The sequence below is a fragment of the Fodinibacter luteus genome (assembly GCF_039541575.1).
GTDB classification, from domain to species: domain Bacteria; phylum Actinomycetota; class Actinomycetes; order Actinomycetales; family Dermatophilaceae; genus Fodinibacter; species Fodinibacter luteus.
In genome coordinates, this window is the sequence record NZ_BAABGM010000033.1 from 13377 (window position 1) to 32971 (window position 19595).

Genomic DNA, 19595 nt, shown 5'->3' on the forward strand with positions numbered 1-19595 from the left:
ACCCTCTCCTCACCGGTGAGACGACTCCGGGCCAAGTGTCACACCGGAGGGGCTAGCGTGAGGGGGCCACCCCCGTCGAGGAGCGCACCATGGCCACCGACCTCATCGACCTGACCGGCCACGAACAGGTCGCGTTCTGCTCCGACCCCGACACCGGGCTGCGGGCGGTCATCGCCCTCCACGACACCGCGCTCGGGCCGGGCCTCGGCGGCACGCGCTTCCATCCCTACTCCTCGATGGACCAGGCCCTCGCCGACGTGCTGCGCCTCTCGCGGGCGATGACGAGCAAGAACGCCGTCGCGGGGCTCGACCACGGCGGCGGCAAGGCGGTCATCATCGGCGACCCCCACCGCGACAAGACACCCGAGCTGCTCCGGGCGTACGGCCGCTTCGTCGAGTCGCTCGGCGGCCGCTACGTCACGGCGTGCGACGTCGGCACCTACGTCGAGGACATGGACGTCGTCGGGGAGTCGACCCGCTGGGCCACCGGCCGTTCACCGGAGCGCGGGGGCGCCGGCGACTCCTCCGTGCTCACGGCCTACGGCGTGTTCCAGGGCATGCGGGCCGCCGCCCAGCACGTGTGGGGGGAACCCACCCTCGCCGGTCGGCGGGTCGGCATCGCCGGCGTCGGCAAGGTGGGGCGCCGGCTCGCCGAGCACCTCGTCGACGACGGCGCCGAGGTCGTCGTGAGCGACGTCGACCCGGATGCCGTGAGCGCGCTCCTCGCGCGACTGCCGGGGGTGCGGGCCGTCGAGTGGCTCGACGACCTCGTCCACGCGGACGTCGACGTCTTCAGCCCGAACGCCCTCGGCGGCGCGCTCGACGACGAGACCGTCGTCGCGCTGCGAGCCCGGGTCGTCTGCGGCGGCGCCAACAACCAGCTCGTCACCGAGGGTCCCGGCGGGACCGCCGACCGGATGCGCGAGCGGGGCATCGTCTACGCCCCCGACTTCCTCGTCAACGCGGGTGGCGTCATCCAGGTCAGTGACGAGCTGCAGGGCTTCGACATGGAGCGGGCCCGCGAACGGACGGCGACGATCTTCGACCACACCCTGGAGGTGCTGAGGAGCGCCGACGCGGACGACGTCAGCCCCGCCGTCGCCGCCGACCGGCTCGCCGAGCGCCGCGTCGCGGCGGGCGGCCCGCGCCCCTGGCTGCCCGGCGACCCGGTGGGCGCCCGGCCCCGGTGAGGCGGGTCGGGAATCCGGCGACCCGCCCGACCGTTGTCCGGGACGGCGTCGCCGGACCCGCTCCACTGATGTACCGTTGGCGTCACGACACACACACGATTCCCGGGACCGCTCCGCGACGTGGGATGACCCTGAAGACGGGGCCGTCCCATTCGTGATGCCGCCCCGGCAGACGCACGAGGGGGTCACGCCATGGGGCGCGGCCGAGCCAAGGCCAAGCAGACGAAGGTCGCTCGGGAGCTGAAGTACTACAGCCCCGACACCGACCTCTCCGCGCTTGAGCGAGAACTTCACGGTGCCTCCCAGACGGGCGCCGGCCGCAGCGCGGCCGACGACCGCGAGGAGGACGAGGACGACTACGGGTCGTGGTCTCCGGGCCGGCGTTGACGCCGACCTGACCCCTCCCCTCGGATGACCGCGCCGCCGGGCGCGGGTCCGTCGTGCACCCCTGACCGGGCCGGTCCGGTGCGCCCGTCGGCGCTGCCCACGGGCCTATGCTCGGCCCCATGAGCGAGACGACCGCCGCCGCCACCCAGCGCCTGGGCATCGAGACCACCGGCATCGAGATCATCGACGAGTCGCAGCGCACCGCCCGGCCGCGCGACCTGTTCTGGCCGTGGTTCGCGGCGAACGTCTCGGTCTTCGGCATCTCCTACGCCGCGTTCGTCCTCGGGTTCGGCATCTCCTTCGCGCAGGCGGTCGTCGTGACGGTCCTCGGGATCGTCGTCTCCTTCGTGCTCTGCGGCATCGTCGCCATCGCCGGCAAGCGCGGGTCGGCACCGACGATGATCCTGTCGCGCGCGGCGTTCGGGGTCACCGGCCAGAAGGTGCCCGGCGTCATCTCGTGGCTCGTCTCGATCGGCTGGGAGACCTTCCTCGCCATCCTCGCCGTGCTCGCGACGGCGACGATCTTCGAGCAGCTCGGCTGGGGCGGCGGCACGACGACCAAGGTCGTCGCCGCCGTCGTCGTCGCCGCGGTCATCGTGCTCGCCTCGGTCGCCGGGTACCACATCATCATGCGGCTGCAGTCGGTCCTCACGTGGATCACCGGCGCCGTGACGATCCTCTTCGTCCTCGTGGCCGCGAGCGAGATCGACTGGGCGGCCGTCACGGCGCTGCCCGCGGGCGAGGCCCAGTCGGTCGTCGGGGCGTTCGTCATGCTCATGACCGGCTTCGGGCTGGGCTGGATCAACATCGCCGCCGACTGGTCGCGCTACCAGCACCGCTCCGCGCCGGGCGGCGCGATCGTCTTCTGGAACACCTTTGGGGGAGCGATCGCCCCGGTGCTCCTCGTGACGTTCGGCCTCATGCTCTCGGCCTCGAACGAGGAGGTGCTCGCCGGCATCCCGAGCGACCCGATCGGCACGCTCGCGACGATCCTGCCGACGTGGTTCCTCGTGCCGTTCCTCCTGGCGGTCATCATGTCGCTCATCTCCGGCGCCGTGCTCGGCATCTACTCCTCGGGCCTCACGCTGCTCTCCCTCGGCGTGCGCATCCCGCGGCCGGCCGCGGCACTCGTCGACGGCATCATCCTCACGCTCGGCACGTTCTTCGTCGTCTTCGTCGCTGCCGACTTCCTCGGCCCGTTCCAGAGCTTCCTCATCACCCTCGGCGTCCCGCTCGCCGCGTGGGCCGGCATCATGATCGCCGACATCGCGCTGCGCCGGCGCGACTACGACGACGACGCGCTCTTCGACGCGCGCGGTCGCTACGGCGCGTGGGACTGGGTCTCGATCGGCACGATGGTGGTGGCGTCGGTCGTCGGGTGGGGCCTCGTCGTCAACAACTTCGCCCAGGACGCCGCCTGGAACAACTGGCAGGGGTACCTCCTCGAACCGCTCGGGCTCGGCACCTACGTCGACGACCCGGCCGGCCCGTACTGGGAGGGCGCGTGGCCGTACTCCAACATCGGTGTGCTCCTCGCGCTCGCGATCGGCTTCCTCGTCACCCTCGTCGCCCGTCGTGGCACCGTGCGGCGCCAGGAGGACGGCATGTCGGGCGGGGGCGCGGTGGCGCAGGAGGCCGGCGGTGTCGCCGGACCGGGCGCCCGCGAGGCGGCCCGGTGAGCCCGGAGCCGGCGGGGGCCGAGGACGGCTGGCTCGTCGTCGTCGACCCGCAGGCGGTCTTCGCCGACCCGCAGGCGTCCCCGTGGGGTTCGGTCATGTGGGCCGACACCGTGCCGCGGATCGTCGCGCTCGCGCAGGCCTTCGGCCCGGCGCGCACGGTCGTGACCCGGTTCGTCGCCGACCCCTCCCTCGGTGGCTCGTGGGGCCCCTACTACGAGGAGTGGCCGTTCGCGCTCGTCCCGGACGACGACCCGCTCTACGCCGTCGTCCCCGAGCTCGCCGGCGCCGCCGACCACGTCGTGACCGCCGGGACCTTCGGGAAGTGGCCGGTCCTGCGCGGGCTCGTCGGCGACGACGCCCGGCTCACCCTCGCGGGGGTCGCGACGGACTGCTGCGTGCTGTCGACGGCGCTGCCGGCAGCGGATGCCGGGGCCACCGTGCGGGTGTCGGCCGCCGCGTGCGCGGGGTCGAGCCTGGAGAACCACGCCCGAGCCCTCGCGGCGATGGCGCTCTACGCCCCCCAGATCACCCTGACCTGACCCCCCCTCCCGACCTCGTGCGACAAACACGCGGTTCTGACCCCCACATGGCCCGCAACCCGTGTGCAACTCGCACGAGGTCGTCACAACGCCAGGGACAGGACGGCGGCCCCCGCGAGGGCACCGACCGCGCCGGCGACGAGCCCCGATGCCCGGGGACCGAGGGCCTCTCCGCGGCAGAGCGCCGCGCACGTCGCGAGTCCCGTGCACCAGCCGACGAGGAGCACGGGGGCGACATCGGCGGCGACGGCGATGACGTCGAGGTCGCCGAGCTCTCGCCCTGCGACGACCTCGACGGCCGACCCCACGAGCCACGCCGCACCGACGACGGCCGCGAGGTACCCCAGCAGCACCACGGTCGCGAGCACGAGGGTTCCTGCGGTCCACCGCTGGGCGGTGCGCACCCACTCGGTGGTGGCGACGCGGTCGTGCGGGGTGAGCGGGTGGTCGGGGCCTGCGACGGTGGAGTCTGCGGAGGGCATGGCCCGAGGATGGCCGGGGCGCCTCGGACCCGTCATGGGCCCGCGTACTCAACCCACCCGCACCGACCGCCGCCGGAGGGGATGCACCCGCCGGCCGCGGAGGCCACCCACCTCCCAGCCGCGGCACGGCATCCACCGCATCGACCCACGACATCCACCTTCGCGGCCGCGGCACGGCATCCACCGCATCGACCGCCGGCGGCAGCGCCGCGCTCCCGGACGCCCAACCACCCCGACTCCGTGCGAGTTGTGCGCGGTTTCCGGCCGACCGGCCCGGCGGAACCGCGCAGAAGTCGCACGAGGTCGGGAGAGCCCGGGGGTCAGGGGGCGGGGTGGTTCCCGACGACCTGGACCGAACCGCCCTCGACGCCCTTCGCGCCGCGCACGACCTCGACCCCCGCGTCCACGGGGGCCGTCGCCGCATCGAGGACCTCGCCCAGGGCCCACGTGCGGATGCCGCGCGCCTCGAGCAGCGTGGTGGCCGCGTCGACCGAGTCAGCGGGGACGACGGCGACGAAGCCGACGCCCATGTTGAGGGTGCGCTCGAGGTCCGGCCGGGGGACGGCCCCGAGCCGGCCGACGGTCGAGAACACCGCGGGCGGGGTCCACGTGGACCGGTCGACCCGGGCGTGGACGTGGTCGGGCAGCACGCGCGCGAGGTTCGCGGCGAGGCCCCCGCCGGTGACGTGCGAGAGCGCGTGGAGCTCGACGCCGGCGGCACGGACGAGGTCGAGGAGGTCGGCGGAGTAGACGCGGGTCGGCTCGAGGAGCTCGTCGCCGAGGGTGCGGCCGAACTCGTCGACGTGCCGGTCGAGCGCCCAGCCGGCGTGCTCGACGACGCGGCGCACGAGCGAGTAGCCGTTGGAGTGCAGCCCGCTGCTCGCGAGGCCGAGCACGACGTCACCCGGGGCCACCCGCTCGGGGCCGAGCACGTCGGCGAACTCGACGACGCCGGTCGCGGCTCCGGCGAGGTCGTAGTCGTCCGGCCCGAGCAGCCCGGGGTGCTCGGCCGTCTCACCCCCGATGAGGGCGACCCGGGCCTGCTCGCAGGCGCGGGCGATGCCCGAGACGATGGCCGCGATGCGCTCGGGGACGACCTTGCCGCAGGCGATGTAGTCGGTCATGAACAGCGGCTCGGCCCCGCACACGACGATGTCGTCGACGACCATGCCGACGAGGTCGAAGCCGATCGTGTCGTGCCGGTCGAGGGCCCGGGCGATGGCCACCTTGGTGCCGACGCCGTCGGTGCTCGTCGCGAGCACCGGGCGCGCCATCCGCGCGACGGCGCTCGCGTCGAACATCCCCGCGAAGCCACCGAGCCCCCCGAGCACCTCGGGCCGGCTGGCCCGCCGGACGCTGGCCTTCATGAGCTCGACGGCCTGGTCCCCGGCCTCGACGTCGACACCCGCCTCGGCGTACGTGATGGACGTCGGCTGCTCGGTCTCGCTCACGCCGCGCAGCCTACCGGCGCGCACTCGTGGCCACGGCCGCTCGCCCCGAGGGCGGACGCGGTCGCCGGGGCAGCCACGCGCGCACTCGACGGCGGAAGGACCCGGGGGTGTCAGAGCGCCTTGAGGATGTCGTCGACGCGCTCCTTGGCGTCGCCGAAGAGCATCTGGGTGTTCTCGCGGAAGAACAGCGGGTTCTGCACGCCCGCGTAGCCGGTGGCCATCGAGCGCTTGAACACGATGACGTTCGCGGCCTCCCACACCCGGATGACCGGCATCCCGGCGATCGGTGACGAGGGGTCGTCGTACGCCGCCGGGTTGACCGTGTCGTTCGCCCCGATGACGAGCACGACGTCGGTGTCGGCCAGGTCGTCGTTGATCTCGTCCATCTCGAGGACGATGTCGTAGGGGACCTTGGCCTCGGCGAGGAGCACGTTCATGTGCCCGGGCAGGCGCCCGGCGACGGGGTGGATGCCGAACCGGACGTCGATGCCACGCTCGCGCAGCTTCTTGGTCAGGTCGGCCACGGGGTACTGGGCCTGCGCGACGGCCATGCCGTACCCGGGAGTGATGACGACGGACCGCGCGGAGGTGAGCAGCTCGGCGGCGCCGGCCGCGGTGATCTCGCGGTGCTCCCCGTAGTCGACGTCCGCGGCGACGGTACCGCCCTCCACGCCGAACCCGCCGGCGATGACGGAGATGAACGACCGGTTCATCGCGCGGCACATGATGTAGGACAGGTAGGCACCCGAGGAGCCGACGAGCGCCCCGGTGATGATGAGCAGGTCGTTGCCGAGGAGGAACCCCGCGGCGGCCGCGGCCCACCCGGAGTAGCTGTTGAGCATCGAGACCACGACCGGCATGTCGCCGCCGCCGATCGAGGCGACGAGGTGCCACCCCAGGGCGAGCGCGATGACCGTGATGACCCCGAGCAGCGCGGCCCGAGTCGCGGTGGCGTCGTGCGGCAGCAGGACGTACACGACGGTGAGGACGAGGAAGGCGGCGATCGCGCCGAGGTTGAGCCAGTTGCGCCCTGGAAGCATGAGCGGGGCCGACTTGATCCGCGCGGAGAGCTTGAGGAACGCCACGATCGAGCCGGTGAAGGTGACCGCACCGATGAACACGCCGACCGCGACCTCGACGTCGTGGATGCCGGGGTAGGGGCTGTCCTCGTACGAGGAGTTCCAGCCGACGAGCACCGCGGCCAGGCCGACGAAGGAGTGCAGCATCGCGATGAGCTCGGGCATCCCGGTCATCTCGACCTTCTTGGCCCGGTCGAGCCCGATGAGCGCGCCGATGCCCATCGCGACGACGATCAGGCCCAGCCCGAGCCAGCCGCTGCCGGCCCGGTCCAGGGCCGAGGGGCCGGCCGGGGAGGCGTCGACGCCGGCGGTCGCGGCGACGACCGTGATGAGCAGGGCCACGGCCATCCCGACGATGCCGAACCGGTTGCCGTTGCGGGCCGACTCGTGCCGGGACAGGCCGGCGAGGGCGAGGATGAACAGCAGCCCGGCGACGATGTAGGCCCCCTGGACCAGCGACAGGGAGACGTTCACCGGGTGACCTCCTCACGCTTGAACATCTCGAGCATTCGGGCGGTCACCCGGAACCCACCGAAGACGTTGATGCTCGCGACGAGGATGCCGACGAAGGCCAGCACCGAGGTCGCCACGCTGCCGTGCCCGACCTGGAGCAGCGCCCCGACGAGGATGATGCCGGAGATCGCGTTGGTCACCGACATGAGCGGGGTGTGCAGCGCGTGGTGGACGTTGCCGATGACGTAGAAGCCGATGACCACGGACAGCATGAAGACCATGAAGTGGCCGAGGAACGGCTCCGGCGCGACCGCCGAGACGAGCAGGAAGAGCAACCCCACCGCACCCATGACGACGAGCCGGCGGGCCGGGCTCATCGGCTCCTTGGCCGGCACGGGCTCCGCCGAGGCCGTCGGGGCCGCCGCCACCGGGGCCGGTGCCGCGGAGACCTGCACCGGCGGCGGGGGCCACAGCACCGCCCCGTCGCGCACGACCGTCATGCCCCGCTGGACGACGTCGTCGAGGTCGAGCACGAGCTCGCCGTCCTTGCCCGGGGTGAGCAGCTTGAGCAGGTTGACCAGGTTCGTGCCGAACAGCTGCGACGCCTGGGTCGGCAGGCGCCCCGGCAGGTCGGTGTAGCCCAGGATCGTCACGCCGTTGGCCGTGACGACCTTCTCGTGGGCGACCGTGCCCGCGACGTTGCCCCCGTTCGAGGCGGCCATGTCGACGATGACCGACCCGGGCTTCATCGACGCGACCATCTCGGCGGTGATGAGCCGCGGTGCCGGACGGCCCGGGATGAGCGCCGTGGTGATGATGATGTCGACGTCGGCCGCCTGCTCCGCGTAGAGCTTGGCCGCCTGCGCGTCGAAGTCGGCGGAGGTCTCCCGGGCGTACCCGTCGGACGAGACGCCCTGGTCCGCCACGTCGACCCGCAGGAACTGCGCCCCCATCGACTCCACCTGCTCACCGACCTCCGGGCGGGCGTCGAAGGCACGGACGATGGCTCCCAGCGAGTTCGCCGTGCCGATGGCCGCGAGCCCCGCCACCCCGGCGCCCACGACGAGCACCTTCGCCGGCGGCACCTTCCCGGCGGCGGTGACCTGGCCGGTGAAGAACGAGCCGAACTCGTGCGCGGCCTCGACGACGGCGCGGTACCCGCCGATGTTCGCCATCGACGACAGCACGTCGAGGGACTGTGCCCGCGAGATCCGCGGCACGGCATCCATCGCCAACGCCGTCACCCCACGGGCGGCCAGCTTCTCGACGAGCTCGGGGTTCAGCGCCGGGGCGAGCAGTGAGACCACGACCTGCCCGGGGCGCAGCCGTGCGATCTCCGCGTCCGACGGCGCGTTGATCTTGAGCACGACGTCCGCGTTCCAGACCGCGTCGTCGATGACGTCGGCCCCCGCGCTGACGTAGGCGGCGTCCTCGAAGCTCGAGGCCGCGCCGGCCCCGCTCTCGACGAAGACGGCATACCCGAGGGCGCGGATCTGCTCGACGGTCTTCGGGGTCGCGGCGACCCGTGTCTCACCGGGTCGGGACTCTCTGGGCACTCCGATGCGCACGGCATTCCTCTCGGACGACAGGGATGCCTCGAACCTATCGGGTCGACCCACCCGCTCGGCAGCCGGAGGGCGCCGATGAGACGAGCCCCTCACTGCCCCGGCCGCTCGGACCCGGCGCGCCCACGGGAACAGGGCGCCGGAAGCCGGACGCCCGCAGGGCCGGGGTGCTCAGCCCTGCGAGCGCCGGAACCCGCTGCGCTCGGCGGCCCCCTCGTCGTAGAACCAGACGTCGGGCTCGGAGGAGTCGTAGCCCGGGTCCCCGGGGACGCGGAAGGTCATCGTGTCGCGGTAGGCCTGCACGGGGTGGTCGAGCGGCTGCGCGCCCCCCTCGATCGGAGCCGCGGACCCGACGCCGAACCCGCCGTCCCGCAGCTCGGTGAAGTCCGAGATCCGGCGACCGGAGTCACCGCCGGATGCCGTGGCACCGGCCGGTGCCTCCGTCGCCTCCTCGAGGCCGGTGCGGTCCTGCCCGAGGTCAGTGCTGTCCTGCTCCCGGTCGGCGTGGTCCTGCCCCCGGTCCGTGCTGTCCCGCTCCAGGCCGGCGTCGTCCTGCTCCAGGTCGGCGCGGTCCTGCTCCAGCCGGTCACCGCGGTCGTGGGTCTCGGCGAGCCGCTCTCCCTCGTCGGCCGCCCAGTCGCGCCGAACGGCCTCGTCGTCGCCCGCGGTCGCGTCGCCCGTCACGTTCTCGGTCGCGGCCGGGGCCGTCGTGCCGTCGGCGAGGAGCGGCTCCGCCGACGCGTAGTGCTCCAGGTCGGTCACCATCTCGACCTCGCCGGCGTCGGTGGCTCCCTCGCGCGGGCCGCCCCACTCGCCGGCCGGCGTCTCGGCGTCCTGCGAGAGCGCGTGCTCGTCGCGGGTCCTCGTGGTGCCGGCCTCCTCGTCGGCGGCGTCGGGCGCCGTGCGGGGGCTCGAGTCCTCGCTCATGAGCACCCCGCTACCCACCGCTGCGCCGGGGTAAACCTCGTCGGCGGGGCCGGACGTGGCCGGCACCTCGTCGCGGTAGTCCGCGGCCGACGCGATCCGCTCGCTGCGCGGGTCGCCCTCGCCACCGCCGGCCTGCGCGGCGTCCTGCGCCGCGCGGCGCTCGGCGCGGGTGGGCGGCAGGTCGTCGTCCGCCGACGGCTCGGCGACGGCATCCGCGGAGGGCTCGGCGACGGCATCCGACGGCGGCTCGGCGACGGCATCCGTGGAGGGCTCGTCGGTGACCGGCGCGAACGCGGACTCCTTGACGTCCGGGTCGATGTCGTCGGCCCGCCGCATCGTGGCCTCGTACTCGCGTCGGGTCGCCTCGGCGGCCTCGTGCTGCGCGTGGGCCTCGGCCTCGAGCCGGGCGGCCTCGCGGGCCTTGGCCTCGGCCTCCACCCGGGCGAGCTCGGCCCGCTCTCCGGCCTGCTGCGCGAACGCCGCCTGCCCGGGCAGGGTCGCGGCGATGGCGTCGGCCTCGCTGCGCAACCCGGCCGCCTCGACGCGCTGCTGCTCGCGCCGTGCCGAGCCCCGGCGCAGCGCGACGACCGCGACGACCGCGAGCACGACGAGGCCGACGAGCACGAGGAGGAGCAGGAGGGCGGGGGCGGAGCTCATGAGTGATCCTGTCGTCGGCGCCGGGCGCTGGGGCGATATCGCGGCACAACCTACCCCGCGGGGTGGCCGTCAGCCCCGCTGCAGGCCGAGCTCGGACACGGTCACCTGGCGCATCTCGACCTTGCGCACCTTCCCGGTGACCGTCATCGGGAACTCCTCGACGATCCGCACGTAGCGGGGGATCTTGTAGTGCGCGAGCTGGCCGGTCGCGAACTCGCGCAGGCTCTCGGCGGTGAGCGGCGTGGCGCCCTCGCGCATCCGCACCCACGCGCACAGCTCCTCGCCGTACCGGTCGTCGGGGACGCCGATGACCTGGGCGTCGAGCACGTCGGGGTGGGTGTAGAGGAACTCCTCGATCTCGCGCGGGTAGATGTTCTCGCCGCCCCGGATGACCATGTCCTTGATCCGGCCGGTGATCTGCACGTAGCCGTCGTCGTCCATGACGGCGATGTCGCCGGTGTACATCCAGCCGTCGACGAGCGCCTCGGCCGTCTTGTCGGGCTCGTCCCAGTACCCGAGCATCACCGAGTAGCCCTTCGTGCAGAACTCGCCGGACTCGCCCCGGGGCAGGGTCTCGCGGGTCAGGGGGTCGACGACCTTGATCTCGAGGTGCGGGTGCACGGCACCCACCGTGCCGACCTTGCGCTCGAAGGAGTCGTCGGTGCGGGTCTGCGTCGAGACCGGCGAGGTCTCGGTCATGCCGTAGCAGATCGTCATCTCCTCGATGCCGGTCTCGATGAGCCGGGTCATCAACGAGGCGGGGCACGGGGATCCGGCCATGATGCCGGTGCGCACGCTCGAGAGGGCGGCGGGGTCGAAGCCCGGCAGCGACCACTCGGCGATGAACATCGTCGGCACGCCGTAGAGCGAGGTGCACTGCTCCTCGGCGACCGCCTCGAGGGTGAGGGCCGGGTCGAACCCGGGGGCCGGGATGACCATGCAGGACCCATGGGTCGTGGCCGCGAGGTTGCCCATGACCATCCCGAAGCAGTGGTAGAAGGGCACCGGGATACAGATCCGGTCCTCCTCGGTGTAGCGGCAGGTCTCCCCGACGAGGTAGCCGTTGTTGAGGATGTTGTGGTGCGAGAGCGTCGCGCCCTTGGGGAAGCCGGTCGTGCCGGAGGTGTACTGGATGTTGATCGGGTCGTGCGGGCCGAGCTCGGCCTGCACCATCGTGAGGCGCTCGGGGCTGACCTCGCCGGCCCGCCCGAGCAGGTCGGACCACGACTCGCGCCCGATGACGAACACCTGCTCGAGGTCCGGGCACTCGGCCCGGGCGGCATCCACCATCGCGACGTAGTCGGACGTCTTGAACGAGGGCGCGGTGACGAGCATCCGGATGCCGGCCTGGCGCAGCACGAAGGTCACCTCGTGCAAGCGGTAGGCCGGGTTGATGGTGACGAGGATCGCGCCGACCTTGGCGGTCGCGTACTGGGTGAGCACCCACTCGGCGCAGTTCGGCGCCCAGATGCCGACCCGGTCCCCCTTCTCCAGCCCGGCCGCGACGAAGGCCCTCGCGAGACGGTCGACCTCGGCGCCGAGCTCGGCGTACGTGAGCCGGATGCCGGCCGCGCGGTCGACGAGCGCGTCGCGGTCGGGCACGCGGGCCACCGTGGCGTCGAGGTTGTCGCCGATCGTCTGCTCGAGCAGCGCGGGCTCGGTGGCTCCGGCGGTGTGCGACAGGGCGGGGTCGAGCGTCTCGGGTGCCATGGGGGTCCTTCCGGCGGCGGTGCTGGCCCTCCCCAGCCAACACGCCGGGCTCGTCCGGGGCAAGCGCACGGGGGTAGTGGGACCCGGGTCACGCCGGGCTCGTCCGGGGCAAGCGCACGGGGGTAGTGGGACCTGGGTCACGCCGGGTGCTGCGAATCACCGGTGTGAGGTCGGGCCGTCGGCGTAGCCTCGAAGTGCAGGGAGTCCCTCATCGACTCCTGCACGCAGGGAGGACACCATGACAACCATCCGACGACACGGCATCTGGCGGCTGCTGGCCGCCATCGCGCTGGCAGGACCTCTCCTGCTCATGGCCGCCCCCGCCCCCGAGGCCGTCGGGGCGACCCGGTCCTGCTCCACGACGACCCCGGTGGCGAGCCGCCCGACGCTGCGGTACGGCGACACGGGAAGCTGCGTGAAGGTGCTGCAGAACATCCTCCTCAAGAAGGGCTACAGCATCGGCACGTCCTACGCGACGGGGACCTTCGGGTCCAAGACCCTGGGCGCGGTCCGCCGCTACCAGTCGAGCAAGCTCGACCTCACCATCGACGGCGTCGTCGGCCCGGCCACGTGGAACCGGCTCGTCAACGGTGGCGGCAGGAACTACAGCATCTCGTCCGGCCCGAACACGAGCTCGCGCGTCATCCTCAGCTACGATGACTGCCCCAAGAGCTACTCCGCCTTCCAGTCGGCCGTGCTCGGAGCCCAGTCGCTCGGCATCGCCCTCGTCCTGGCCCCGACCGGCAACTGCCGCAACAGCGGGAAGTTCAGTGCGAGCTACGCCCGCGCGCACGGGCACTACGTCATCAACCACTCGATCAGCCACCCCGACCTCACGACGCTGTCCTACTCGAGCGTGCGCTACCAGCTCGGCTCCCCCGGGGTCGTCACGTCGTTCGGCCGCCCGCCGTACGGCGCGTACGACTTCACGGTCCGGGACGCCTACGCGAGCAAGGCGATGCGGATGTGGCTGTGGGACGTCGACACGGGTGACTGGCGCGGCAAGACCCAGAGTCAGGTCGTCAGCCACGTCGTCAACTACTCCGGGTCCGGTGACACCGTGCTCATGCACATGGGGTGGAACGCGTTCAACAAGTCCGCGTTCGCGGCGATGAAGTCCGGGCTGGCCGCCAAGGGCCTCGCCGTCTGCCGCAACCCCGGCACGACGACCCCGACCTACCCGAAGACGATCGGCTGCTGAACGCCGCGGGGTGACTCGCCGCCGGCCGGTGCCCCGCTGCCGGCCGGCGGCACCCGCCAGGGCGGTGGCCGCTCGGGGATGATGGGCGCGTGGGTTTGCGCCAGCGGTTCCGGGGCCGCATCGCCGGCGTCGGCTCGACGAGCGGGGTGCGGGTCGTCGTCGGCTGGTGGCACGAGAGCCCGTTCGGGGCGTTCGCCGACGCCATGGTCGAGCGCGCCGACGGGCACCGGATCCTGCTGGCGCCCAGCGAGCAGGTACGCGACCTCGTCGCCGCGACCTACGTCTTCGACGAGACCCGGATCGAGCCGTTCGGGGTCGCGGCCGGTGGCTCCGCGGGCTCCCGGTGGGTCGTCACGTCACCGTCGCTGTCGATGTGGCTCGACGTCGGCGACCGGATGCCGCTCGGTCGCCTCCTGCGCCTCCTCCCGCGCCCGCTCGCCCAGAGCCCGGCGTTCGCGACGGTGGCCGACCCGGTGGCGCGGGTCGCGCTGCGCGGCGTGCGCACCCGCGGCGTCGCCCGGGCGGGACGACGCGAGTTCTACGGGGCGACCGACGTGCACGCGGTGACGGCCCTGGGCGGGCGGCTCGACGGCCTTCCGCTCGGTGACCTGCGGCCCGTCGACCCGCCGTGCCGGTTCGGCTTCTCGTCGACCCCGCGGGCCCCCTCCGTGACCGACGTCGTCACCACGATCCTCGACACCTGAGTGGCAACTCGAGTGAGCAGGACACGCCGAGCCGTGGCACGGCATCCGGGCGTGTCCTGCTCACTCGATCGTGAGGTCCCCGAGGTCGAGCATCATCGCCCGGGCGAACCGGCGGAGCAGGGCGCGTCGTCGGGCCCCACCGAAGACGTCCTCGGCGTGGATCTCGAGCACGCGGTGGTCGTGGTCCTCGGCCGTCGCCGACCGTGCGGCGTCTGAGCTGCGGCGCCTGCGCGAGGCGTGGTCGGACCCCTGGTACTCCCCGACGACCCGGTGCGCCCGCCACACGAGGTCGCCCTCGAGGAGCCACTCGCCGTGGTCGTCGCGGACCGCGGCGTTCAGCTCGGGCTCGGGAAAGCCGGCCCGGTGGAACATCAGCCGGGCTCTGGTCTCCATCGGCGAGCGCGAGCCGACCCGCACGAGCGGGAGCGCCTGCTCCAGGAGCGCCTTGCCCCGAGGACGAGTGCGCTGCTCGAGGACCCTCGTCAGGGCGGCCAGGCCGGCGCACTCCCCCTGGTCACAGCCCTCCCCGTGCCCCCCGAGCCCCCCGTCGAGCCGGTTGGCGACGACATCGCCGACGATGACGAGGTCATCGACGCCCAGCCCCCGGTGCGCCACCCCGGCGAGATCGACCCAGGTGTCGGCCGGCCCGACGACCCGCAGCCCAGCGACGTCGAGCACCTCCCTGCTCTCGAGGCCCCGGTGCCCGTGACACCCCCGCCGCCTCGCCTGGGCCACCGACGTCGGGCGCATGACGTCGAGGTCGGCCTGCGCCTCCAGGGCGGCCGGTAGCGGGAGGCGCAGGAGGACGGCGGCCGTCACGTGCGAGAAGGCGGCGTCCGGCGGGAGGCCCACCGCGAACGCCAGGGCTCGCTCCCGGGTCGACGTCGGCACGGATGCCGTGCGCACCGCTCGCGTCGGCGCGTGGAGGCCCGCGCGCCTGAGGTCTGCGGCCGGCAGCCCCGCCGTGCGCCACTGCGCCACGGTGAACGGCCCGCGGCGCAGGGCCTCGGGCCGCTCGGGCAGCTCGGGCAGCTCGGCCCGCGGGACGAGCGGGCCGCGTCGCGCAGCCGCGGGCCGCTCCCGTATCACCCCGGCCCCCCGGTCACCCCGGTCCTCCTGGCCCTCCCAGTCACCCCGGTCACCGCGGTCCTCCCGGCCCTCCCGATCACCCCGGTCAGCCCGGTCCTCCCGGTGCTCGCCGTGGCCCCGATCCACCACCGACCCCCCTACGCCCGCCCAGGTCTCCACGATGCCGGTCGCGCCGGGGGTGTCGGTCGCGTCATCCACAGGGCAGTGCCTCGCCACGGGTCGAGTGAGCAGGACACGCGAGCAGTGGCACGGCATCCGGGCGTGTTCTGCTCACTCGATCGTGGCGGCGACCTCGGCGACCTCGGCGGGGCCTCAAGGGCGCGGGGCCACGCGCAGCAGCTGGTCGTCGTCCCCGTTCGTCGTCGTGACGTAGAGCGCGCCGTCCGGGCCCATCCGCGCCGCCCGCAGCCGCCCGAACGGGCCGTCGGTCTCCTTCGGCACGGCCACCTCGGCGAGCGACCCGTCGTCCTCGAGGGTCAGCAGCAGCAGCTTGGCGCCCTTGAGCGCGGTGACGACGAGCGCCCCCTCGAGCCCGCCCCACTGCTCCCCCTCGAGGAACTCCGCCGAGCACACCGCCTGGGTCGTGCGGCCCGACTGCCAGACGGCCGGCACGGCATCCGGGAAGCGCTCGCGGTCGGTCATCGGGACGCTCTCGTCGTAGCCTCCGACCGCGCCGCCCTGCGAGGGGTCCCAGCCGTAGTTCGCGCCGGGCTCGATGCGGTTGACCTCGTCGTTGTTGCTCGGCCCGTGCTCGGCCGTGTAGACCGCGCCGGTGCCCGGCTGCACTGCGACGCCTTGGACGTTGCGGTGGCCGTAGCTGAGGACGTACCGCTCCCGCTCGTCCTTCGCGGACGCGAACGGGTTGTCGGGCAACGGCTCACCGGTCTCGAGGTCGAGCCGGAGCACCTTGCCACCCAGGCTCGTGCGGTCCTGGGGCACGTCGCCGCGGGCCACGTCGCCGGTCCCGACGAGGAGGGCGCCGTCCGCAGCGAGCTCCGGCCGGCACCCCGAGTGCCGCCCGGTCGAGATCGGCAGCCCGGTGAGCAGGTCGCCCACCCGCTCCGCCGAGCCGCCGTCCGCCGCGAGCCGCCACGTGACGAGCCGGATGTCCTCGGGTGCGCCGTCGACCGCGTGGGTCTGGCAGGTCGTGAACAGGCGCGACGAGGCGAAGTCCGGGTGCACGACCATCCCCATGAGCCCGCCCTCCCCCCGGGCGTACACGTCGTCGAGGTCGGCCCGCACCCGGGTGCGCTCGGCGCCCTCGCGCAGCCCCGACACGATCGAGATGCGCCCGGGACGCTCGGTGACGAGGGCGCGCCCGTCGGGCAGGAACCCGATGTCCCAGCCGTGCTCGAACCCGTCGGCGACGACCTCGACGGCCAGGTCGGGCACGGCCGTGCTCCGCGGGGCGGGCGACGGGCTGGGCTCGGGGCTGCCGGATGCCGTGCTCGTGGCGGTCGAGGGCACCTCACCGACCGAGTCGTCGCCCGAGCAGCCGGCGAGGGTCACGGCGGCGATCGCGACGCAGGCGAGCGGGGCGGCATACCGGGTCCTCATGCCCCAGTCTCACCCACGCAGGTCGGCGGTGGCCCGTTCGTAGTCGCTGTCCAACCTCGCGAGGTCCGCGCGGTACTGCGTGATGCGGCATCCCCGGCCGTTCGGCTTGAGCAGGATCCCCTCGGCGGCCCACCGCTCGCGCGCCTCGTCGAGCAGCACCGCCGGCAGGTCGCCGGAGGAGTTGGTGACGCGCCACCACGTGACGTTCGAGCCGTAGGTGCTCATGATCCGGCCCACGAGGCGGGGCCCGACCCCCACGAGGGCGGCGAGGTCACCGTAGGACACGACCCGCCCGCGCGGCACCTGCTCCACGGCCCGCAGCACGCGCTCCACGACGACGTCGTCCACGGGCCAGAGTCTGCCCGCACCGTCCGGCAGCTTGGGCCCCAGGACCCCCAACCTGCCGGACACCACCGAGGTGGGTTCCCCAACGTCCGGCACCTTGGGCCCTAGAGCCCCCAACCTGCCGGACGTTGCCGGGGGGTCAGCGCCCGAGGTCGGAGCCGACCTCCCACGGGGCGACGGGGGAGTTCTCGAGCACCCAGGTCTCGACGTCCTGCATGAGCCCGGTCGCGATGAGCACCCCCATGGCGACGAAGAGCACCCCGAGCCCCCGCCGGAACGCGGAGTGCGGGTCGGCCGCCCACCGCAGGCGGCCCACGAGCCGCTGCCCGGCGAGGGCGACGGCGAGCAGGACGGAGACGAGTCCGACGACGTAGGAGGTGAGCAGCGCCAGGCCCCGGGCGGGCTCGGCGGGCAGCACGGTGACGACGACGTAGCCGAAGAGCGGGCTGCACGACGTGAACACCGGACCCAGGGCTGCGCCGGTCAGGACGGCGCCGACCGTGCCCCCTCGCCGGTTCGCCGCCGACAGCCCCCGGGCGCTGCGGCTGCTGAGCCCCGACGCGACCGACACCCGGTCCCACAGCTCGGGGACGATGGCGGCGACGCCGAGCCCGATGAGCAGCCCGCCGCTCACCCACTGCCACACCGAGGGGGGCACGTCGATGAGCGCCGTCGTCGCCCGGAGCCCGAGCGTGAAGACGAACACCGACACCCCGAGGGACCCGGTGACCAGCAGGGCCCGGCGCACCGCGGCGCCGTCGGCGGCTCCCGTGACGGAGCCGCCGACGACGACGGGCAGCAGCGAGAGCGCGCAGGGTGCCAAGGTGGTCAGCGCCCCGGCGAGGAGTGCGCCGGTGAGCGCGAGGAGCACGTCAGACCGTCTTCGCGAGGATCGCGGCGCCGTCCTGCGAGCCGGTCCACTTCGCGAGCTCCCCACCGTCCGGGTCGACCTGGACGAACGTGTGCTGCGTCGTCACGCCGTACTCCTTGCGCAGGTCGGTCTCGCTGTCGTAGTCGACCTTGACGACGGTGAGACCGGCGGGGATGCCGTCGCGCGCGATGGCCTCCTCCGTCGCCCGGCAGGTGGGGCACCACGACGCGTGGAAGAAGTAGACGACCTTCGTCCCCTGCCGCTCGGCCATCCGGCTCTCGTACTCGGCCCTGGTGAGGTAGGCCCCCGCCGCCATGGTGTCCCCGGCAGCCGGTGCCGTGCCGGTCGGCGAGGCGGTGACCGGCGTGCTCGGCGGAGGGCTCACGGATGCCGTCGCGGCGGGACCTCCCGGCTGGGCGGTGTCCTCGCTCGCCGACCCGCAGGCGGCGAGGAGCAGGGCCACGGCGGCCGCCGCGAGGGTCAGGGTGGGACGGGTGCGCATGGTCGGCTCCTCGATCGGTGGGGTCTCGGACCCCAGTCGACGTCATGGCACGGGCCGCGGGCCAGCACGAACGGAGTGACGTCACCACCGGGTAAGACCGTGAACCCTTCCGCCGGGTCGTCGGGTGCCGCCGCGACGCCGGCGCTACCCGGCGGCGCCGAGGGGCAGGGACAGAGAGACCGTGCACCCCGTGCCGTCCGGCCGGTTCGCCGCGACCGCGTCGCCGCCGTGGGCGCGGGCCACCTCGCGCGCGATGGTGAGGCCGAGCCCCATCCCCCGCTCGTGCCGGGCGTCGTCGCGCCGCCAGCCGGGCTCGAAGACCCGCTCCAGGTCGGCAGCCGGGATGCCGCCGCACTCGTCCGTCACGTGGACCCGCGCTCGTCCGCCCCCCGTCGACGTCGACACCTCGACCCGTCCCCCTGTCGGGGTGTGCTGTACGGCGTTGCGCAGGACGTTCGTCACCGCGCGGGTCACGGCGCGCGGGTCGACGACGACGGTGGCCCCGTCGAGCGCGACGGCGACGACCTCGACGCCGGCGGCCACGGCCAGCGGAGCCACGGTCGCGACGGCGTCGGACACGAGGTCGTCGAGGGACGACGGCTCCGAGCGGGTCGTCGGGCTCGGCCCGTGGAGGCGGGACAGCTCGGCGATGTCGTCGACCATCGCGTCCATCCGGTCGACCTCGTGGACGATCCGGGCGTGCGCCGCACGCGGGTCCGCGACGGCACCGTCCTCGAGCGACTCGGCGAGCGCCCGGATGCCGGCCAGCGGCGTCCGCAGGTCGTGGGACAGCCAGCGCACGGTCTCACGCCGTGACTGCTCGACCTCGAGGGCGCGGTCGCGGTCGGCGCGCTCCCGCGCCGCGTCCCGCTCCAGCCGCAGCACGCGCCGGGCGAGCACCAGCCCCACGAGGACGGCCATCGGGGCACCGGCGAGCAGGACGAAGACGAGGGTGCGGTAGTCGTCCTCGCCGATGAGCATCGACCGGCTCGCCACCGCCACCCCGGCGGCGAGCGCCGCGACGAGGACGATCGGCGCCCCGAAGGCCGCGACCGACGGTCGGTCGCGGGCCAGCCGCGAGAGCCCGAGGGCGCCGCCGGCGGCGACCACGGTCGTCACCGTCGCCGAGAGGACGACCGCGCTGGTCTCCGGTCCCACGGGTCAGCCCGTCACGCCGGCCGGCCGGTGGGTCCGACACGCCGGGCCG

The 19595-nt window shown here is 73.7% G+C and carries 18 protein-coding genes; 6 read left to right on the forward strand and 12 right to left on the reverse strand.

Annotation, left to right across the window (positions count from 1 at the left end; all coding sequences use genetic code 11):
* Positions 1–89 precede the first annotated feature (89 nt).
* The 4 genes from ABD899_RS18595 to ABD899_RS18610 all read left to right on the forward strand — a co-directional run bounded on the left by ABD899_RS18595 (position 90) and on the right by ABD899_RS18610 (position 3795).
* Entirely contained in the window at positions 90–1190 is a 1101-nt protein-coding gene (locus ABD899_RS18595; RefSeq protein ID WP_345208836.1) for a Glu/Leu/Phe/Val family dehydrogenase, read from the forward strand.
* A 192-nt stretch (positions 1191–1382) separates the two neighbouring features.
* Positions 1383–1577, forward strand: a complete 195-nt coding sequence (locus tag ABD899_RS18600) for a DUF3073 domain-containing protein (protein WP_345208838.1) — start codon at positions 1383–1385, stop codon at positions 1575–1577.
* A gap of 119 nt (positions 1578–1696) precedes the next feature.
* Positions 1697–3256: a purine-cytosine permease family protein gene (locus ABD899_RS18605; RefSeq protein WP_345208840.1), complete on the forward strand. Its 1560-nt coding sequence runs from the start codon at positions 1697–1699 to the stop codon at positions 3254–3256.
* The gene (locus ABD899_RS18610; RefSeq protein ID WP_345208842.1) at positions 3253–3795 is read left to right on the forward strand and encodes a cysteine hydrolase family protein; all 543 of its coding nucleotides are present in this window, start codon (positions 3253–3255) and stop codon (positions 3793–3795) included. Before ABD899_RS18605 ends, ABD899_RS18610 begins: the two co-directional genes overlap by 4 nt.
* 83 nt (positions 3796–3878) lie before the next feature.
* Here ABD899_RS18610 and ABD899_RS18615 read toward each other — a convergent pair whose 3' ends face one another.
* The 6 genes from ABD899_RS18615 to ABD899_RS18640 form a co-directional block, all read right to left on the reverse strand.
* Positions 3879–4277 carry a hypothetical protein gene (locus tag ABD899_RS18615; RefSeq protein WP_345208844.1) on the reverse strand — a complete coding sequence of 133 codons (399 nt, stop codon included), beginning with the start codon at positions 4275–4277 and terminating at the stop codon, positions 3879–3881.
* Between the two features lie 320 nt (positions 4278–4597).
* Positions 4598–5728 carry a phosphoribosylformylglycinamidine cyclo-ligase gene (gene purM, locus ABD899_RS18620; RefSeq protein WP_345208846.1) on the reverse strand — a complete coding sequence of 377 codons (1131 nt, stop codon included), beginning with the start codon at positions 5726–5728 and terminating at the stop codon, positions 4598–4600.
* A 110-nt stretch (positions 5729–5838) separates the two neighbouring features.
* A complete protein-coding gene (gene pntB / locus ABD899_RS18625) occupies positions 5839–7281 on the reverse strand; it encodes a Re/Si-specific NAD(P)(+) transhydrogenase subunit beta (protein ID WP_345208848.1) in 1443 nt (480 codons plus the stop codon).
* Positions 7278–8828, reverse strand: a complete 1551-nt coding sequence (locus ABD899_RS18630) for a Re/Si-specific NAD(P)(+) transhydrogenase subunit alpha (RefSeq protein ID WP_345208851.1) — start codon at positions 8826–8828, stop codon at positions 7278–7280. Before ABD899_RS18630 ends, pntB begins: the two co-directional genes overlap by 4 nt.
* A gap of 168 nt (positions 8829–8996) precedes the next feature.
* Positions 8997–10409: a sunset domain-containing protein gene (locus tag ABD899_RS18635; protein WP_345208853.1), complete on the reverse strand. Its 1413-nt coding sequence runs from the start codon at positions 10407–10409 to the stop codon at positions 8997–8999.
* 69 nt (positions 10410–10478) lie between these two features.
* Positions 10479–12119, reverse strand: a complete 1641-nt coding sequence (locus tag ABD899_RS18640; protein WP_345208855.1) for an AMP-binding protein — start codon at positions 12117–12119, stop codon at positions 10479–10481.
* 238 nt (positions 12120–12357) lie between these two features.
* On the opposite strand from ABD899_RS18640, the gene ABD899_RS18645 reads away from it, so the two are divergent.
* The gene (locus ABD899_RS18645; protein ID WP_345208857.1) at positions 12358–13320 is read left to right on the forward strand and encodes a peptidoglycan-binding protein; all 963 of its coding nucleotides are present in this window, start codon (positions 12358–12360) and stop codon (positions 13318–13320) included.
* 89 nt (positions 13321–13409) lie between these two features.
* A complete protein-coding gene (locus ABD899_RS18650) occupies positions 13410–14024 on the forward strand; it encodes a hypothetical protein (protein ID WP_345208859.1) in 615 nt (204 codons plus the stop codon).
* A 60-nt stretch (positions 14025–14084) separates the two neighbouring features.
* Here the strand turns inward: ABD899_RS18650 and ABD899_RS18655 are convergent, their stop codons facing one another.
* The 6 genes from ABD899_RS18655 to ABD899_RS18680 all read right to left on the reverse strand — a co-directional run bounded on the left by ABD899_RS18655 (position 14085) and on the right by ABD899_RS18680 (position 19546).
* Positions 14085–15311 carry a hypothetical protein gene (locus ABD899_RS18655; RefSeq protein WP_345208861.1) on the reverse strand — a complete coding sequence of 409 codons (1227 nt, stop codon included), beginning with the start codon at positions 15309–15311 and terminating at the stop codon, positions 14085–14087.
* Positions 15312–15425: 114 nt separating this feature from the next.
* Positions 15426–16670: a PQQ-dependent sugar dehydrogenase gene (locus ABD899_RS18660; RefSeq protein ID WP_345208863.1), complete on the reverse strand. Its 1245-nt coding sequence runs from the start codon at positions 16668–16670 to the stop codon at positions 15426–15428.
* 9 nt (positions 16671–16679) lie between these two features.
* Complete coding sequence (locus tag ABD899_RS18665) at positions 16680–17018, reverse strand: MGMT family protein (RefSeq protein ID WP_345208865.1); 339 nt, start codon at positions 17016–17018, stop codon at positions 16680–16682.
* A gap of 136 nt (positions 17019–17154) precedes the next feature.
* A complete protein-coding gene (locus ABD899_RS18670) occupies positions 17155–17886 on the reverse strand; it encodes a cytochrome c biogenesis CcdA family protein (protein WP_345208867.1) in 732 nt (243 codons plus the stop codon).
* Between the two features lies 1 nt (position 17887).
* Positions 17888–18388 (reverse strand): thioredoxin family protein, encoded by a 501-nt coding sequence (locus tag ABD899_RS18675; RefSeq protein WP_345208869.1) that lies wholly within the window; start codon positions 18386–18388, stop codon positions 17888–17890.
* Between the two features lie 144 nt (positions 18389–18532).
* Positions 18533–19546 carry a sensor histidine kinase gene (locus ABD899_RS18680; RefSeq protein WP_345208871.1) on the reverse strand — a complete coding sequence of 338 codons (1014 nt, stop codon included), beginning with the start codon at positions 19544–19546 and terminating at the stop codon, positions 18533–18535.
* Between the last annotated feature and the right edge of the window lie 49 nt (positions 19547–19595).

Excerpts from the sequence above, each read along its gene's own strand:
- ABD899_RS18645 (WP_345208857.1), top strand. The coding sequence starts at position 12,358 with ATGACAACCATCCGACGACACGGCATCTGGCGGCTGCTGGCCGCCATC.
- ABD899_RS18595 (WP_345208836.1), top strand. The coding sequence starts at position 90 with ATGGCCACCGACCTCATCGACCTGACCGGCCACGAACAGGTCGCGTTC.
- ABD899_RS18640 (WP_345208855.1), bottom strand. The coding sequence starts at position 12,119 with ATGGCACCCGAGACGCTCGACCCCGCCCTGTCGCACACCGCCGGAGCC.
- ABD899_RS18675 (WP_345208869.1), bottom strand. The coding sequence starts at position 18,388 with ATGCGCACCCGTCCCACCCTGACCCTCGCGGCGGCCGCCGTGGCCCTG.
- ABD899_RS18635 (WP_345208853.1), bottom strand. The coding sequence starts at position 10,409 with ATGAGCTCCGCCCCCGCCCTCCTGCTCCTCCTCGTGCTCGTCGGCCTC.
- ABD899_RS18660 (WP_345208863.1), bottom strand. The coding sequence starts at position 16,670 with ATGAGGACCCGGTATGCCGCCCCGCTCGCCTGCGTCGCGATCGCCGCC.
- ABD899_RS18615 (WP_345208844.1), bottom strand. The coding sequence starts at position 4,277 with ATGCCCTCCGCAGACTCCACCGTCGCAGGCCCCGACCACCCGCTCACC.
- ABD899_RS18600 (WP_345208838.1), top strand. The coding sequence starts at position 1,383 with ATGGGGCGCGGCCGAGCCAAGGCCAAGCAGACGAAGGTCGCTCGGGAG.
- ABD899_RS18605 (WP_345208840.1), top strand. The coding sequence starts at position 1,697 with ATGAGCGAGACGACCGCCGCCGCCACCCAGCGCCTGGGCATCGAGACC.